We start from the raw sequence: 15,416 nt of genomic DNA, 5'->3' as shown, positions 1-15,416 counted from the left end.
AACTGTAAACCATAAACTGTAAACCGTAGACTATTTTATGTGTTCTGTTGCTTAATCTGGGCCATCAGCCGATCTACGTCTTCGAGTAGACGCTCGGCTTTTTCACGGGCATCATTTACGACGCGTTGTCCTTCGTTCTTCGATGAATTTTCGGGCTGATCTCTTGAGCTACCTAAATCTTCAAGCAACTGGTTGATCTGCTCTCTGTATTTTGACAAACGGAATGAAAGTCGATCACGAGTAATTTTACCCTTGTCGGGTGCATACAGTAGTCCAACCAGGGAGCCGGCAGCAATACCGGTCAGCAAAAAGGTTAAATCACGGCCAATTCTGCTCATTGTCTTTAAAGTTTGTGGTTTTGGATTTACGGTTTTTGGTTTACAGTAGTTAATCCATTAGTGATCTCGTAAGCCAACTGCTGTAAACCACAAACCGTAAACCCAAAACCATTTTATTTATTGTCCAACAACCCGCGTCCGCTTTTACGCAGACGGCCTGAGGCTTGTAACTTCTCAGACAGGTTGTCTAATATTCCATTGACAAACTTACCGCTTTTAGGCGTACTGTACGCCTTTGCTAGTTCGATATATTCATTAATCGTTACTTTAACCGGAATGTTTGGAAAACTAAGTAACTCACAAACCGCCAGTTTTAAAATGATTTTATCGAGCATAGCTACTCGTTCTACATCCCAGTTTTGAAGCTGATCGGCTAGTAACTGCTCATAATCAGCATCGTTTTCCAGCGATCGATCAAACAACGTGTTCAGGAACAATTCGTCTTCTTCCCAATCGTCGGTAAGCGGCTCCAGTTTCAGGCCAGTTGGCGTTTGGGCCGATTTAATTGTACGGATAGCTAATCCACGAACGACTTCGCTGTTTTCGGCCCAGCTTAAGTCGATTTCGGCCAGATGATCGCGAATGGTCTCGTGCTTGAATATTAAGGTACGTAGCACGTATTGTGCCAATGCCTGATCTTCATCTGCCGTGTGCGTACGCTGCTCGCAATAGGCCCGGTAGGTTTCATCGGCTTTCAGTACTTCACGGAGCGCTTTCCGAACAAAAGCGAGATCATCGGTCCACGAGATACCATGCCGAAGGGTTTCATTTTTAAGGGGCTGATGCTCGGCCAGTGCCTGCACAACCGTATTATCATTGAGGGTTGATTCGAACGGAAACGGGGCTTCGTCAACGTCCCGATATTTACGTTCGCTGTCGACATGGGCTGCGTGGCCGAGTTCGACGAGTAGCTGCATGACCAGCAAATAATCGTCGTAAATGCCGTTTACCTGCTTCAGCAGCATCTGGGCAAGGTGCTGACGATCTTTTTTTGTCCGAATCTGATAGAAAACAAAGCCATCGTTGGCTGCTTTCAGAACCTTGTTCGGAGCATCGTCGTCTTTCGCGGACTGATTGGTTTTGATAGCCTCCTCAAAGAGTAAGCTGGCGAGTTTCCGGTAGCCTTCGAGTTGCCGCTTGTCCTGCGGAAGCATCGAGTTTAGGTCGGGTTGGAAGAGATCATTAATGCCATCGAGGGCCATTTGCTGATTTGAAAATTCGGCCTGCCGAAGGGCGTATAACGCCTGCATGACCTTTATTCGGAGTAGTCGCCTGTTGAGCATCCGCCTAAGTCTAAAATCTACCGGTAAGAAAAGAACTGCATGTTTTAAATCGGGTGCAAAAATAGGGGTTATTTGGGAAAAAGGCAAGGGGGAAATTAGCAAGGGGCGGGGAGCATGGGGCAGGGAATGTAACTAGGATAGTGGTTTTTGACGTTCTTTGCCCCTGCTCCGCGCACCCTGCTCCATGCCATTCTGCAACTTTTCCAAACTACCTTCCGTTACAAATGAAACGCTGTTGGTTGTTCTGTGAAAGCACTTTCCTACCTCAATAAATATCTTCTCAAATACAAATGGTACCTGATTTTGGGAACGGTCTTTACCGCTATTTCCAATCTCTTTGGCATTTTTCCCGCGCAATTGGTGCGTTACGCGCTCGATCTGGTACGAGAAACGCTGGACGTTTACTACCTCTACGATAAATCGCCTTTGCAATCGGGACTTTATGAGGTGTTTGCCTTTAGTATCCTGCTTTTTGGTGTACTAACGCTTGTATTGGCCTTGTTGAAAGGGTTCTTTCTGTTCCTCGTTCGGCAGACGCTGATTGTTATGTCCCGACACGTTGAATACGACCTGAAAAACGAGATTTACGATCATTATCAAACGCTGCCGCTCAGTTTCTACCGGCAACACAACACGGGCGATTTGATGGCCCGGATTTCAGAAGATGTTAGTAAAGTCAGAATGTACGTTGGGCCGAGTATCATGTATGGGCTGAACCTGATTGTGCTGTTTATTCTGGTTATCAGCTACATGGTGAGCATCAATGCTCGACTCTCGCTGTATGTGCTGCTGCCGCTGCCGGTTCTGTCCGTAGCGATTTACATAGTCAATAATATTATCATTCGGCGGTCGGAGGAAATCCAGCGGTCATTGTCGCGATTGTCGACGTATGTGCAGGAAGCGTTTTCGGGTATTCGCGTTTTGAAGGCCTTTGTACAGGAGAATAATTCGGCAGCCAAGTTTGAAATTGAGAGTGACGAATACCGGAATAAATCGCTGAGTCTGACGCGAGTCGATTCATTGTTCTTTCCGATTGTCGCGATTCTGGTGGGCTTGAGTAACGTACTGGTTATTTTCGTAGGCGGTCAGGAAATTATGGCCGGACGACTCACTCCCGGTAACATTACGGAGTTCATTCTGTATGTAAACATGCTGACGTGGCCCGTGATGGCTCTTGGTTGGACCACGAGCCAAACCCAACGGGCAGCTGCCTCGCAGGAGCGTATCAACGAATTTTTGAGCATCAAAACGGACATCGTATCACAGAAAAATGTCATCCACACGATTCAGGGTGATATACAATTCAAGAATGTACGGTTTGTTTATCCTGATTCGGGAATTATTGCCATCAAGGATTTCTCGATGCATGTTCGGGCGGGCGAAACTGTCGCTATTTTAGGTACGACGGGTTCAGGGAAAAGCACACTGGCAAACCTGCTTACCCGTATGTACGATGTGACGTTTGGCGAAATTCTAATCGACGGTATTCCGATTAAAGATTACAATTTGACCTCGTTGCGGGAGCAAATGGGCTATGTTCCACAGGACGTATTCCTATTCTCGGAAACCATCAGCAACAACGTTCGTTTCGGTAAACCCGATTTGCCACAAGAGCGGGTCGATCAAGCCATTCGCGATGCTGATTTATACCAGAACGTACTGGATTTTCCGGAGCAGTTCGACACGCGTGTTGGCGAGCGGGGCGTTACGTTGTCGGGCGGTCAGAAACAGCGGTTAAGTATTGCCCGCGCCATTGCCCGAGACCCCAAAATCCTGATTCTGGACGATTGCCTGTCGGCGGTCGATACCAACACTGAAAACATCATTCTGAACAACCTCCAGCGTATCATGGCCGACCGAACTTCGGTTGTGATTTCGCACCGGGTTTCCTCCGCAAAACTGGCCGACAACATTATCATGCTTGACGATGGCGAAATCATTGAACAGGGCACGCATGAGGAACTCCTGGCCAAAAACGGTGCTTACCGAGAACTGTACGAGAAGCAGTTGCAGACGGAGGAGGTGTAGAAGAGTTACGATTTACGGCTTACGATTTTCGAATGGGCGAAGATATTTAGGTATCTTCGCCCATTGCGTTTTTAGTATAGCGTAGCCTGGACGGCCACGTCCGGGGTCAGCAGTAAGCTGACAATAGTTCCTGCTTAGAAAGGTATGCCTATAGAAAAATTCCAAATGCCTGATTTGCAAGAACCCTGTCCTTAGTAATCGTCTCAAACCACGCACAATACCTCGATCAGAAAACCGCCAGGAGCTGCTACGTAAAAGGAATAGGTTCCGCGACCGCTATAGTTATGCGGTTCTTTTCCAACATCGATGCCATCGGCTTTCATGGTCTGATAAATTTCCATGACTTGCTCAGGTGATTTTTGCACGAAACCAATGTGAAAGTCGGCTGGGTATTGGGGAATTACATCTTTCTTGAAATTACTGATCGACAGGATAAATCCGTCGTTGTCTTCCAGAATAGCGATAACATTATCGCCTTTTACTTCGTCTGTGTGAAAGCCAAAGTATTTCTCGAAAAAAGACACTGTTTGCGCCACATCAGGCACGGCTAAGTTTACGTGTTTAAGAGCCATAGTTTTATTGTTTTGTGAAGCGTTGTTGTCTGTGACGATGAGGTAATGTGAAGCGCATATAGATCCCCATCATCAGCGGCCGGGTAAATAAGATAAAGAAGGCAACGACGGGCATGAAAAAGGCAAAACCGATGGCAATCAGTCCATTAACCATACCCACGTTAAAATAAATTCGGTAGATTTTTACCTGCCTTTCAGGGATTGTGCCATCCAGATAATCAGGTTTTGCCGACACATAATCCCAAATGAAATTCTGACAGGCACTAATGCCCATTGTGTTGAGTACATAGATCATCGTAGCCACCCGCTCACCGAAGTGCGCACTTAGTAATGAGGCCGAAAAGGGTAGGAGAGCAATGAAAAATAACCAGGACACATTTATCCATACTAACGGTTCGTCTACTCGCTTTACGTAGCAGAATATTTGGTTATGAATAATCCAATACAGGGCAACAAGGATGAATGAGAGCAAAAAAGCGGCAAATTGTGGCATCAAAGTGCTTATGTCAGCCCACTGAACGATCCGCGAGGTAGGTATATCTAGCTTTAAATCAAGCACTAACAAGGTGATGGCAATAGCCACAACGGCATCACTGAAAAAGACGATTCGATCCAGGTTTAAATCCTTCTCTCTCATTTGAGTAGACGTTTAGAATGTATTGCTAGCTGTATAGATAAGAGTCTGTATTTCTTGTGACTTTGCAAATATAGTCCTGTTTGTTGACTAATTAGTAATCAATTAGGACTATATTTGTTGAAATTAGTTTAGCTGCGGAAAAATTATATCAGAAGCCAATGGGAGTGAAAAAAAAGAAAGCTATTCTGGCGGAACTAACCGACTATATGCAGCATAATGAGCGCAATTGGGTTCGGTTGATTGCCGTTACAAAACGATTGACAGATGGCTGGATGCAAAACGCCATGAATGTTTCGACAGATATACCCTTCAAGACATCGTTTATGAAGTTTCTGACCAATATTAGCCTGAAAGGAATTACGAATCAGGAGCTGGCGAAACGAGCTATGCAGCCTAAGCAAGCCATGAGCCGAACAGTGAAAGAACTGGAAGCCGAAGGCTTGATTAAGAGCGAAAAAAGCAAACTGGATGGACGTAGTTCTAAAATTATGTTGACTGATGAAGGGAAAAAATTATTGCTGGTGGCTAAACGTCAGCAGGAAAAGCTTACTGATACGTACAAAGAGTTGGTAGGTGAAGAGAACTTTGCTATTGCCGTGGAAGTGCTTTATCAGATAATTTCCTACCACGAGTCGATCAGTCAAGTGGAAGAGGATGAAGATTGATAATGAGAGATTAATTCAGATATATTTTTTGTCATCCCGACGCAAGGAGGGATCTCAAATTCGCCTGATGCTAGAGATCCCTCCTTGCGTCGGGATGACAAAAACACTCTTCAATGAAGATCATTCAATCACCCACCAGCCGTAACTCTCTGGCCCAATTTCCACCGGAATTTCCACCTCATAATTTCGATTCAGCCGATATGATTTTGCCTTACCTTCCCCCTGCCGTATCTGAGCCGTTTCGCGGAGGCCAGTGTAATAGAGAGGAAGCTTTATTGTTCGGGTGATTTTAGTTTTTAAGGGATTGAAAAGCATCACCAACCCCTTTACTTTCCCTGCTGGGTTGACGTGCAAAATGCCATCCCAATCACGGCCATCGGGTCGGCGAAGGTGAATTAAATCAGAATTGAGAATGGGACGGTATTTCTTGTACCAGCTAATCACGCGCTGAACAGTTTGTTTCGTAGCTTCAGTATCGTACAGGCGCGGACCTCGGTAACAGGCTTGAACGCCAGCCCCATAATATTGCATCATGAGTTGTTCATAATCAGACAGATGCTCGCTAAGTGGTTCCAGTACTGCTTCTGGGCCACCGCCCTGGTATTTGGTAAGCGGTACAAAACCCCAACCCATCGAAGGGGTTTTCTCCCAGGTTCCGTCGAAGATATTCTGGCGGTTCAGGAGTTTTTGCTGATCGCGGGAGAGCGAAAAATTGACTTCACGATACCCTAATGCAATCTTGTTGGTACCGTCCATGAAATACCAGTCGGGCGCGTTGATGTACACGCCTTTTTCATTCAGAAACCGATAAAAGCCTTTCTGCATGTCCATCTGTACCCACTGCGAATCGTCTAATCCTTTATGGCCTGGATGCTTGGTAGAGGCACAGACATCGCCGGGGTAAGGGCCATCGTGTTCGAGCAGATCAAAGCCGGTTTCGGTAATGAATTTTTTCAGACTGTTCAGGTAATTGATGCCCCATTGACTGGCCAGGCAGGGCGCGTGACCAAAAAAAGCACCTTTGTCGGGTAGTCCGGTTTTCGGATCAATTACATCATTCTCATCATCGATTCGGCGGCTGCTGAATAGCGAATAACCGCCCAACAAAATGCCTTTGCTATGGGCATAATCCGCCAGTGCCTTGAATTTCTGAATGTTCGCATCGCTGGCATCTTCCATGTTCAGTCCGCTGCCAAAACTAAGGATGACCATTTCATAACCCGTTTCGGCGCATTGATCGATCACGTTTTTAACCGTTGCTGGATCGGTACTGACCAGGTGCATGAAAATGGGATTCTGCGTTGTCCAGGGCGTAACCGTCGCGTAAAACCGACGACGAGCTAAGCCATTGCGTTCACGGTCGTAAGAGTCCAAAAGCAGTTCATAAGAGCGTATGGAGGTGTACGTTTGCGTTGGAGACAGATCAATGCCGACGCCCAGAGTTGGGTATACTTCCAGTAAACAGGGGGTTTCGTAGTTGTAATTTACCTGAGATGTGTAGAGCGAATCGGTTTTCCAATGCGTAGCCTGATCGGATAAATCATACCGCATAGCATTATTGAACGCGAAGTTGTTCTCGATGTAAATCCGTTGCGGCTTTTTCATCTGCTCTGGCTTGCCCACTACCGCCGATTCTTCTTCAGGTGTTGCCAGAATTTCGTTGATTACCTGATTGATATGAATCGATTTCTGACTTTTGTTCGCTATCGTTACCCATTTACAAAGCGTTGGAATTCCATCGTAAATCGCATAATGAACCTTTACTTCCACCCCTTGCAGTTCGGGTAAATTGGTGTTGAAAACCAACGCCAATTCCTGGCCGCTGGGTTGCTTTTGATTCGTCATCCAGGTTCGCGACTTCCAGTTGACGTACGGCTTAATGGGCGAAACGGAGAAAGTCTTAAACTGGAAATCAGCTGCGTTTCCAGTAAAACCATCAATCCATTCTTCGCGCAGATAAGCGTGTTCTTTCTGACCATAAAGTCCACCAACGTTATACGCTTTTCCGTTTAAAACGACCCTGGCTTCGGGCTTTACAGAACGGACAAATTGCTCGTTGGTCGACAGGTTCTGGTAATCGACTGTCGCCAGATTGGGACTAATCCGAAAGCGACGGGCAATCAACCCGTTTGATACGACTAAATCTTTGCCTCCATTAGCCTGATAGATACCCGCTTTCTGGCTGACAGGCGTAATAAGCCAGTCCTGCTTAACTGGGATAGGTTTATAAATTGGTAAAGATTGGAGTTGGGCAAACGCATTGGTTGCCAACAGCCAGCAATTGAAAAGCCAGAAGAAACGATGCATTTTTATATTTTTTGACAGGATTGACAGGATAAAACAGGATTTTCTAATTCACTTTTAAATCTTGTTTTATCCTGTCAATCCTGTCGAGAAAACAATCTACTCATCCAGTGCCTGATACACCAGTACATCGAATTTTTTGTCGAGTTCACCACCGTAGCTTGTTCCCCACATTTGCTTCATTAACACGACGCTGATTTTCTCCTTAGGGTCAGCAAAGTAGTGCGTGCTGAAAGCGCCACCCCACGAAAAGGTGCCAATGCTGTTGAGATCTTTTGAATGCCCTTTTTCCCCAATGACTTCAAATCCTAAACTGAAATAATTGCCCGGATCTGGAAACAATGTGCCGGTTTGGTTCGAATTCGTAAACAACTCAACGCCTTTTCGGCTGAGCAATCGCTTTCCATTATACACACCATCGTTGAGTAACATTTGCAGGAAAATGGCGTAATCATAGGCTGTGCTGGATAAGCCACCTCCACCCGAGTAGTACGTTTTAGCACCCATAATTGGGAAATCAGGATCGACGGGGAGCGTTTTAATCGAAGCGGTTTTAATCAACTTTTTGTCCTTATCTTCCGAATACAGTGCCACCAACCGATCCTTCTTTGCATCGGGCAGGTAGAAGTACGTGTCTTTCATGCCCAGTGGCTCGAAGATGCGTTTCTGGAAAAAATCGGCCAATGTTTGTCCCGACACCACTTCGACCAGATAGCCCAGCACATCGATGCTCAGTCCGTAAGTCCATTTTTCGCCGGGCTGGTGGTTTAGTGGCTGTTTGGCCAGTTTTTTCACCATATCGCCCAGTTTGATGTTGTCCGTAACGAAGGCGTCGGGAATGCCACCCGCTTTGGTATAAATCGCCCGCATTCTTGGATCGCTGGCAATCACATTGTAATTGATGCCCGACATGTGAGATAGCAAGTGACGAATCGTGATTTCTCGTTTGGCCGGAACGGTTGTATAGGTACTGTCTTTCTCGTTGAAGTTGTCGAGAACTACAGGTTTTGCAAACTCTGGGATGTACTTACTGATGGGATCATCGAGCATGATTTTGCCATCTTCGTGGAGCATCATGACGGCCAGTGAGGTGATGGCTTTGGTCATCGACGCAATCCGGAAAATGGCATCTTTTGCCAGTGGTTTATTGATTTCAAGATCCGATTTGCCGAAGGATTTGTGGTACACAATTTTGCCGTTTCGTACCACAATTGCGGCCACTCCCGGAAACGCACCTTTGTCGATGTAGGACTGAATAAGGCCGTCCAGTTTATTCAGTCGTTCGGGGTAGAAACCGGCGCTTTCAGGAGTGGCTACCGTCAAAACAGGTGGATTCTGTTTCGTGCCCGTTTGTGCACATAAGGGACTGGCTGTGAGCGCAACGAGCGCTACTGTTCTAACTATAGATTTGAGGAACATATCGATATGAGTAAGGCGTAGGAAATAGGTGAGTAAATTAGGGAAATGATTCAATTATCAACATCTTTTACAAGAGGTCGCGCATCGTTCAGCCGTTTTTCATAAGGTATACGAAACGCTTGTAAATTGGGTTTGTACTGGCGTTTACGCGTCAATTCGTATTGGTAAATCGTTTGCCCTAGCTGATACAAAAACGGGTGGCCGATTGTATCAAAATCATACTTGTCATCATTCAGAATGCCATCGCTGTTTACGTACAAAGTAGCTGTTAGCATGTACTCGATATTGTTCTTAAAATCGACCACGTACGACGCATCGGTTAGAAATCCATAAGCCCAACCCACTTTGTTGAACACACGAATATTGGCTGGCATCTGGTGATGCAGACTGTCCATGAAAAAGAATTTCACGTAGCTATCGTAATACTGATTCGCGTCGTATTTGGGGTAGTTGGTTTCGCTGGGGTACTGCGACAGGTATTGATACAAAAAGCGATAGTCATCTTTCGTTAGGTTGAACCGCTGCTTAGCCGGAACCGACATCGGAAACATAACCGACTGAAGAATTTGCTGGAAAGCCTCCAGCGGAAATTTATTGCGTTCGGTGAAGTCAAACGGTTGATGAACCAGGCTATCGCGGATATAATAGCCCTTGCCCAGCTTGGCTACCCGTCGGAAATCAAATGGGTCCTGATTAAAGGCTGCGGGTTGTGCGTAAATTAGTTTTCCATCGTCCTGAATAAACCGAACGGGGTTGGTATGCCGATTTTCGTCATTGGTCATGCGCACGAAACGGTGGGTGATGCGCGTGTCCAGATACCCTTTCGCATGGAGCGATCGGTTGATTTCGCTCTGCCCTACGAACTCATACATGCGGCTATACGGATCATTTTCGCTTACCAGAAACGCTTTTTTGATTAGGTGCGCTATGGATGGAAAACCGTTCTGTGCCGTTTTATCGGTCCACTCTTTCGTCTGCTTGCTATACGCGCTGTCGAACTGCATGGACGTGAATTTAGTCACGTTGGGCTTGTTGAGCCGGTTGAGCTTTTCCAGCGATAACAGCGCTAGCGGCAATTTCACCGTCGAGGCCGGGTTGAAATACTCGGTGCTATCGACGTGGAAGTAGTAGTTTGTAAATGAAGGAGTATTTGTCTTATCCCGGTTTATCTGGGTGTAAATGATTTGCAGTCGATACGTTTCCGGATGGTTGATGACCTCCTGAAAAATAGAATTCTTATTGGCCGAAAATAAGTTTGTCAGGAATGAGTCAGTGCGTGACTGGCCAAAGACGGGCAATACAAGACTGCATTGTAGCAAAAAGAGGACGAAGTGTTTCATGTTTGATGTAGCGCGGACATCCTGTCCGCATAGCTTAGGTTAAGTAATTCTTGCAAATGTTCACGGCTATGCGGACAGGATGTCCGCGCTACACGCTACAAAACCAATTGCGCAAATAACCTAGCCAGTGTTTCGCCTGCATCGGTACACAAGCCGGGGTGAACAGGCGAGGTCTGCACAACCGTACTACGAGTTGCCGTTAACCATCGGAAACGTTCAGCAATTGGTAGTTTGCCAATAGGGCCGCCCTGCGCACGACCCGCACAAATTCGCTCAAAAGCACTGAGCCGATCCGCTAGTTCCTGCATATCCAATTCTGCTGAAAACGCCCGAAGACGGTGCTCATTCAACGCAAATTTTGCTTGTAAAAAGCCCTGCGAACGACAATAAACAATGACGCCAACGTTCAGAAATTCCTCCCGATCAACACGCGGCATAACCCGAATAACGGCGTACTCAAACAAGTGCATTTCTGGCTTCGTTAGCTGCGTTGACAAAAATTTCTGATGCGGCCAGGCGATCCGTCAAAAACTGAGTATAGATGGCCCGCTGTTCGGATGGAGATTCTTCGACTCCGTTGTTTATAAGCCACTCATCGGGTACCAGCGACACAATCTGCTGGATGTGATCGGGCGTAAGCAGTTGGTGAAATTCCGTGTTAACGGCATCGAGCTGGGTGGCCTGGGACAGCAACACATGGTCCTTGATCTGCGCAAATGGTCGCCGACTTTGCTCGGGCCAGGTAGGACCGGTATGATGCACATAGAGCGATGCGCCGTGATCGATGAGCCACAATTCTTTATGCCACATGAGCATATTCGTGTTGCGGACAGTACGATCCACATTCATCACAAAAGCATCTAACCAGACAATCTTCGATGCTAGGTGTGGATCGACTTCGTTCAGAATCGGGTCGAATGTGATGGAGCCAGATAGGTAGTGAAGCCCAAGGTTCAAGCCTTCACTAGCCCGAAGCAAATCCTGAATTTCTTCATCGGGTTCTGTTCGGCCAAACGCTTCATCAAGGTTGACAAATACGATTTCGGGGATACGGAGACCAAGCGCGCGAGCGATTTCACCCGCTACTAGTTCGGCAATCAGGGCTTTGGTTCCCTGCCCGGCTCCACGAAACTTAAGTACATATAAAAACTCATCGTCGGCTTCGACAAGAGCAGGGAGTGAACCGCCTTCGCGCAACGGTTTGGCGTAGCGGGTCACATTGACGGTTCGGAGTTCAGGTTGAGTATACGGCACAATGTGTAGTTCGAAATGAATGCGTCTGTAGACTGCTGGTGTAAATGTACGTTCAGCGAAATCGTCTGGGAAATTTAGGGCTATTTTTAAAACAAACCTTTGTTAGCTGGACGAATAGAGGGTATGACCCCGACGGGGTCAAATGTTTATAGTTGCCATGGTTCTCTATAGACATCCGACCCCATCGGAGTCGTACCCAAAACATAGCCCAATTTAGACTGGCTTATTCATTCCTGCCCGATCAAGCGTTCGTATTAACTCAACATGACCCCTACGCTTTTAGAAACAATCAACCTTAATAAGCCAGAATCGGGTATCTGAGGCCTTTTCTGTACTTTTAAAGCTATTATACCCACTTAATTCAATGAAGAAAACAACAGGCTCAATCTTCCTGATACTGTGCTTTGCGATGACTATGGCACAGGCGCAAAACTGGTACAAAGGAAATCTTCATACCCACTCGCTCTGGAGCGATGGCGACGACTATCCAGAAATGATTATGGATTGGTATAAAGCTAACGGCTATCAGTTTGTGGGCCTGTCTGATCACAATATTTTGCAGGACGTCGATAAATGGGTTAACGTGCCGCACCAAAAAGACCGACGACGGACGTTTGACCGATATCTACGCACATTTGGGGCCGATTGGGTGGTGTATCAGAAAGGGCGAAATGACTCGCTTAAAGTTCGGCTAAAAAAACTGGACGAATACCGAAGTTACTTTGACGAACCGGGTAAATTTCTGATCCTGAAAAACGAGGAGCTTTCGACGGGTTATCAGGGCAAGCCTATTCACATCAACGTTACGAATGTAAAGAACCTCATTCGGCCGCTGCCAGGAAATAGTGTGGCCGATGTGATGCAGAATAATATCGATCTGGTGGTAGCCCAACGGCGATTGACTGGGCAGCCCATGTTTACGCACATCAACCACCCCAATTTTTATTACGCTATCAAAGCCGAAGACCTAATGCAACTTCGGTATGAACGATTTTTCGAGGTTTTCAACGGCCATCATCTGGTAAACAATTACGGCGATAGCACCCACGAAGGAACGGAGTCGATGTGGGATAAAATCAACCTTCATTTCGTGCAACAAGGCCGACCGTTGATGTATGGCATGGGTACCGACGATAGCCATAATTATTACTTTTTCGGCCCTTCGTTTGCCAACTCGGGGCGAAGCTGGGTTATGGTCAATGCACCTGTGTTAACCCCCAAGGCATTGATCGAGGCTATGGAAGCCGGTCGGTTCTACATCAGTTCGGGAGTGACGCTAAAGCAGTTGCCGCAGGTTGGTAATACGCTTTCTGTACGCGTTAAAACAGAGCCAGACGTAACGTATAAAATTCAGTTTTTCGGTATTCGCAAGGGGAGCCAACAGGCTGAATTACTGCGTGAAGTAGCGGATACCGTAGCCAGTTATGCCCTAACGGATGATCTGTTACTGCTTCGGGCCAAGATCATTTCCAGTAAACCTAAGTACAATCCATTTATGCCGGGTGACGTGGAAACTGCCTGGACGCAGCCTATAGCCCAGCGGGTTGTTCCGCAGCCAGTGGCAGGTGTAGTTGCTTTGCCAAACGCCCACGCACACAATGATTACGAGCAATCGCGGCCACTTTGGGACGCGCTGGACAACGGATTCACAAGTGTGGAAGCCGATGTCCATCTAATCGATGATACCTTGTATGTAGCCCACGACCAACCTTCGTTTAAAAACCCGGCGTCAACCCTTGAAAACCTGTATCTCAAGCCATTAGCCGAGCGAATCAGGCAAAATGGTGGTCAGGCGTTGGCTGGTTACAAAGGACCATTCTATCTGATGATCGATGCAAAGACAAGTGCTGATAGCACGTATCAGGCATTGGAAAAACTGCTGCAACGGTATCGCTCGCTGTTAACTACTGGAAATCCGACTAAAAATCAAGCGGGTATTGTTACCGTCGTTCTTTCGGGTAATCGACCTATACCAACGCTTGCCAAAGCCAAATCCAGACTCATGTCGGTTGATGGTCGTCCAGGTGATCTTGGCAAAGGGTACAATTCGGCAGTGATGACATTTATTAGCGATTCGTATCCCAATCAGCTTCAATGGCGGGGGACAGGGGAGATGCCTGCCGAAGAGTTCGAGAAGTTGCGTCAACTGGTTGAGCGAGTGCATAAAGAAGGCAAAAAGCTACGGCTCTGGGCGAGTCCTGAAGACCCTGTTGTTTGGGCAAAACTTCGAGAGGCTGGGGTTGATTTTATTAGCACCGATCAGCATGTGCTAGTACGGGATTTTCTGTTGAAAGGCACGGAAAAATAAGCTTATGAGGCTTTTTCTGTAGACGGTTATCAACTTAATGCCAACAACGTCTTAATTTGGGAACACGATACAACCTCTCCTCTATGAAAGCCAAAACCGCTACGATTTTAGTCATTCTCACGTCATTGCTGAATTTTATTGCTCAGGCTCAGACCAATTCGCCTACTGAATTAGGTAAAGAGTTGAATACGCTCTTCGCCAGCGTTCCCGATTTTAGCGGTGTAGTTCTCATTGCCGACAAGGGTAAACCTGTTTACCAGCAGGCATTCGGCTACAAAAATTTTGAGATGAAAGCGCCCATAACAACGTCGTCTATTTTCGAACTGGCATCGGTGTCGAAACAGTTTACCGCCATGACGATCATGATGCTAAAGCAACAGGGTAAACTGGCTTACGATGATCTGATTGAAAAATATATTCCGGGCCTGCCGTATCCAGGTATTACTATTCGACATCTGCTCAACCATACATCGGGTTTGCCTGATTATCAGGATGTAATGGATAAGCATTGGGACAAGAGCAAGGTGGCTAATAATGCCGATAACATTGCCTATCTGATTAAATACCATCCGGCTAAATTGGCTGAGCCGGGCGTGAAGTACGAGTACAGCAATACGGGGTATATGCTCCTCGCCAGCATTACCGAAAAGGCTTCTGGTCAGGACTTTATTGAATTTTGCCGGACGCGTATTTTTAAGCCAGTTGGCATGACGCATACCGACATTCGTACGCGTGCCGATAAGATTAAACTGCCTGATATGGCCTGGGGCTACATGTATGTGCCCGAGAAGAAACGCTACGTTCGGGCCGATTCCTTTCCTGAGTTCAACTATGCCATCTGGCTGGGAAACCGCAAAGGTCCAGGCCGAATTAGTTCAACGGTCGGCGATTTGTTGAAATGGGACCGTGCCCTTTACACCAATCAACTAGTGAGCCAACAAACCCTTAAAGAAGCATTTACGCCAGCGAAATTAAACGACGGTTCACTGACACACTATGGCTTTGGCTGGGAGTTGAAACAGAATGCTAAGCTGGGTAAAGTTGTCTGGCATGACGGCGATAACCCCGGCTACAAAACCCAGATTATGCGCTTTATCGATGCCGATAAAACCATCATTCTGCTTTGTAACAACGCTCACGAAAAACTGCCGGTTATATTGAAAGCTATTGAGGCATTGGTTGAGAAATAGGGTAGATACTTCTGATAGGCTCAACCCCCCTGGCCCTCCTTAGGGTAGGCGTTTTAGAGAACCTCGAAAGGCTGAAAC

The 15,416-nt window shown here is 46.6% G+C and carries 13 protein-coding genes; 4 read left to right on the top strand and 9 right to left on the bottom strand.

All coding sequences use genetic code 11. The features are described from left to right. Window positions 1–35 precede the first annotated feature (35 nt). Window positions 36–338: a YtxH domain-containing protein gene (locus ACYVGR_RS25715; RefSeq protein WP_460962180.1), complete on the bottom strand. Its 303-nt coding sequence runs from the start codon at window positions 336–338 to the stop codon at window positions 36–38. 113 nt (window positions 339–451) lie between these two features. Beyond that, window positions 452–1,588 (bottom strand): transcription antitermination factor NusB, encoded by a 1,137-nt coding sequence (gene nusB, locus ACYVGR_RS25710; RefSeq protein ID WP_460962178.1) that lies wholly within the window; start codon window positions 1,586–1,588, stop codon window positions 452–454. Window positions 1,589–1,867: 279 nt separating this feature from the next. Between nusB and ACYVGR_RS25705 the strand changes: the two genes are divergently transcribed. After that, complete coding sequence (locus tag ACYVGR_RS25705; RefSeq protein WP_460962176.1) at window positions 1,868–3,649, top strand: ABC transporter ATP-binding protein; 1,782 nt, start codon at window positions 1,868–1,870, stop codon at window positions 3,647–3,649. A 203-nt stretch (window positions 3,650–3,852) separates the two neighbouring features. Here ACYVGR_RS25705 and ACYVGR_RS25700 read toward each other — a convergent pair whose 3' ends face one another. Both ACYVGR_RS25700 and ACYVGR_RS25695 read right to left on the bottom strand, forming a co-directional pair. Further along, window positions 3,853–4,221 (bottom strand): VOC family protein, encoded by a 369-nt coding sequence (locus tag ACYVGR_RS25700; RefSeq protein WP_460962174.1) that lies wholly within the window; start codon window positions 4,219–4,221, stop codon window positions 3,853–3,855. 4 nt (window positions 4,222–4,225) lie between these two features. Beyond that, window positions 4,226–4,858: a TMEM175 family protein gene (locus tag ACYVGR_RS25695; protein ID WP_460962172.1), complete on the bottom strand. Its 633-nt coding sequence runs from the start codon at window positions 4,856–4,858 to the stop codon at window positions 4,226–4,228. A gap of 164 nt (window positions 4,859–5,022) precedes the next feature. On the opposite strand from ACYVGR_RS25695, the gene ACYVGR_RS25690 reads away from it, so the two are divergent. Then, window positions 5,023–5,523, top strand: a complete 501-nt coding sequence (locus ACYVGR_RS25690) for a MarR family winged helix-turn-helix transcriptional regulator (RefSeq protein ID WP_460962170.1) — start codon at window positions 5,023–5,025, stop codon at window positions 5,521–5,523. 120 nt (window positions 5,524–5,643) lie between these two features. On the opposite strand, the gene ACYVGR_RS25685 is transcribed toward ACYVGR_RS25690, so the two are convergent. The 5 genes from ACYVGR_RS25685 to ACYVGR_RS25665 form a co-directional block, all read right to left on the bottom strand. After that, window positions 5,644–7,830 carry an alpha-galactosidase gene (locus tag ACYVGR_RS25685; RefSeq protein ID WP_460962168.1) on the bottom strand — a complete coding sequence of 729 codons (2,187 nt, stop codon included), beginning with the start codon at window positions 7,828–7,830 and terminating at the stop codon, window positions 5,644–5,646. 96 nt (window positions 7,831–7,926) lie between these two features. Then, window positions 7,927–9,246 carry a serine hydrolase domain-containing protein gene (locus ACYVGR_RS25680; protein ID WP_460962166.1) on the bottom strand — a complete coding sequence of 440 codons (1,320 nt, stop codon included), beginning with the start codon at window positions 9,244–9,246 and terminating at the stop codon, window positions 7,927–7,929. Window positions 9,247–9,296: 50 nt separating this feature from the next. Then, entirely contained in the window at window positions 9,297–10,586 is a 1,290-nt protein-coding gene (locus tag ACYVGR_RS25675; RefSeq protein WP_460962164.1) for a serine hydrolase, read from the bottom strand. Window positions 10,587–10,681: 95 nt separating this feature from the next. After that, entirely contained in the window at window positions 10,682–11,056 is a 375-nt protein-coding gene (locus ACYVGR_RS25670; protein ID WP_460962162.1) for a DUF3037 domain-containing protein, read from the bottom strand. Beyond that, on the bottom strand, window positions 11,043–11,840 hold the full coding sequence (locus tag ACYVGR_RS25665; protein ID WP_460962160.1) for a HipA family kinase: 798 nt from the start codon (window positions 11,838–11,840) through the stop codon (window positions 11,043–11,045). The genes ACYVGR_RS25670 and ACYVGR_RS25665 overlap by 14 nt, the downstream gene beginning before the upstream one ends. A gap of 364 nt (window positions 11,841–12,204) precedes the next feature. Here ACYVGR_RS25665 and ACYVGR_RS25660 point away from each other — a divergent pair, with 364 nt between their 5' ends. Together ACYVGR_RS25660 and ACYVGR_RS25655 are read left to right on the top strand one after the other, a co-directional pair. Further along, window positions 12,205–14,148, top strand: coding sequence for a histidinol-phosphatase (locus ACYVGR_RS25660; RefSeq protein WP_460962158.1), 1,944 nt, complete (start codon window positions 12,205–12,207; stop codon window positions 14,146–14,148). Between the two features lie 83 nt (window positions 14,149–14,231). Then, a complete protein-coding gene (locus ACYVGR_RS25655) occupies window positions 14,232–15,338 on the top strand; it encodes a serine hydrolase domain-containing protein (RefSeq protein WP_460962156.1) in 1,107 nt (368 codons plus the stop codon). Window positions 15,339–15,416 lie beyond the last annotated feature (78 nt).

This window comes from Spirosoma litoris (assembly GCF_054776755.1).
This window is presented reverse-complemented; position numbering and strand designations above follow the sequence as displayed.

What these genes read in the sequence shown, in the direction of transcription:
- ACYVGR_RS25715 (WP_460962180.1), bottom strand. Translation starts at nt 338, where the DNA reads ATGAGCAGAATTGGCCGTGATTTAACCTTTTTGCTGACCGGTATTGCT.
- nusB (WP_460962178.1), bottom strand. Translation starts at nt 1,588, where the DNA reads ATGCAGGCGTTATACGCCCTTCGGCAGGCCGAATTTTCAAATCAGCAA.
- ACYVGR_RS25700 (WP_460962174.1), bottom strand. Translation starts at nt 4,221, where the DNA reads ATGGCTCTTAAACACGTAAACTTAGCCGTGCCTGATGTGGCGCAAACA.
- ACYVGR_RS25695 (WP_460962172.1), bottom strand. Translation starts at nt 4,858, where the DNA reads ATGAGAGAGAAGGATTTAAACCTGGATCGAATCGTCTTTTTCAGTGAT.
- ACYVGR_RS25685 (WP_460962168.1), bottom strand. Translation starts at nt 7,830, where the DNA reads ATGCATCGTTTCTTCTGGCTTTTCAATTGCTGGCTGTTGGCAACCAAT.
- ACYVGR_RS25680 (WP_460962166.1), bottom strand. Translation starts at nt 9,246, where the DNA reads ATGTTCCTCAAATCTATAGTTAGAACAGTAGCGCTCGTTGCGCTCACA.
- ACYVGR_RS25675 (WP_460962164.1), bottom strand. Translation starts at nt 10,586, where the DNA reads ATGAAACACTTCGTCCTCTTTTTGCTACAATGCAGTCTTGTATTGCCC.
- ACYVGR_RS25670 (WP_460962162.1), bottom strand. Translation starts at nt 11,056, where the DNA reads ATGCACTTGTTTGAGTACGCCGTTATTCGGGTTATGCCGCGTGTTGAT.
- ACYVGR_RS25660 (WP_460962158.1), top strand. Translation starts at nt 12,205, where the DNA reads ATGAAGAAAACAACAGGCTCAATCTTCCTGATACTGTGCTTTGCGATG.
- ACYVGR_RS25655 (WP_460962156.1), top strand. Translation starts at nt 14,232, where the DNA reads ATGAAAGCCAAAACCGCTACGATTTTAGTCATTCTCACGTCATTGCTG.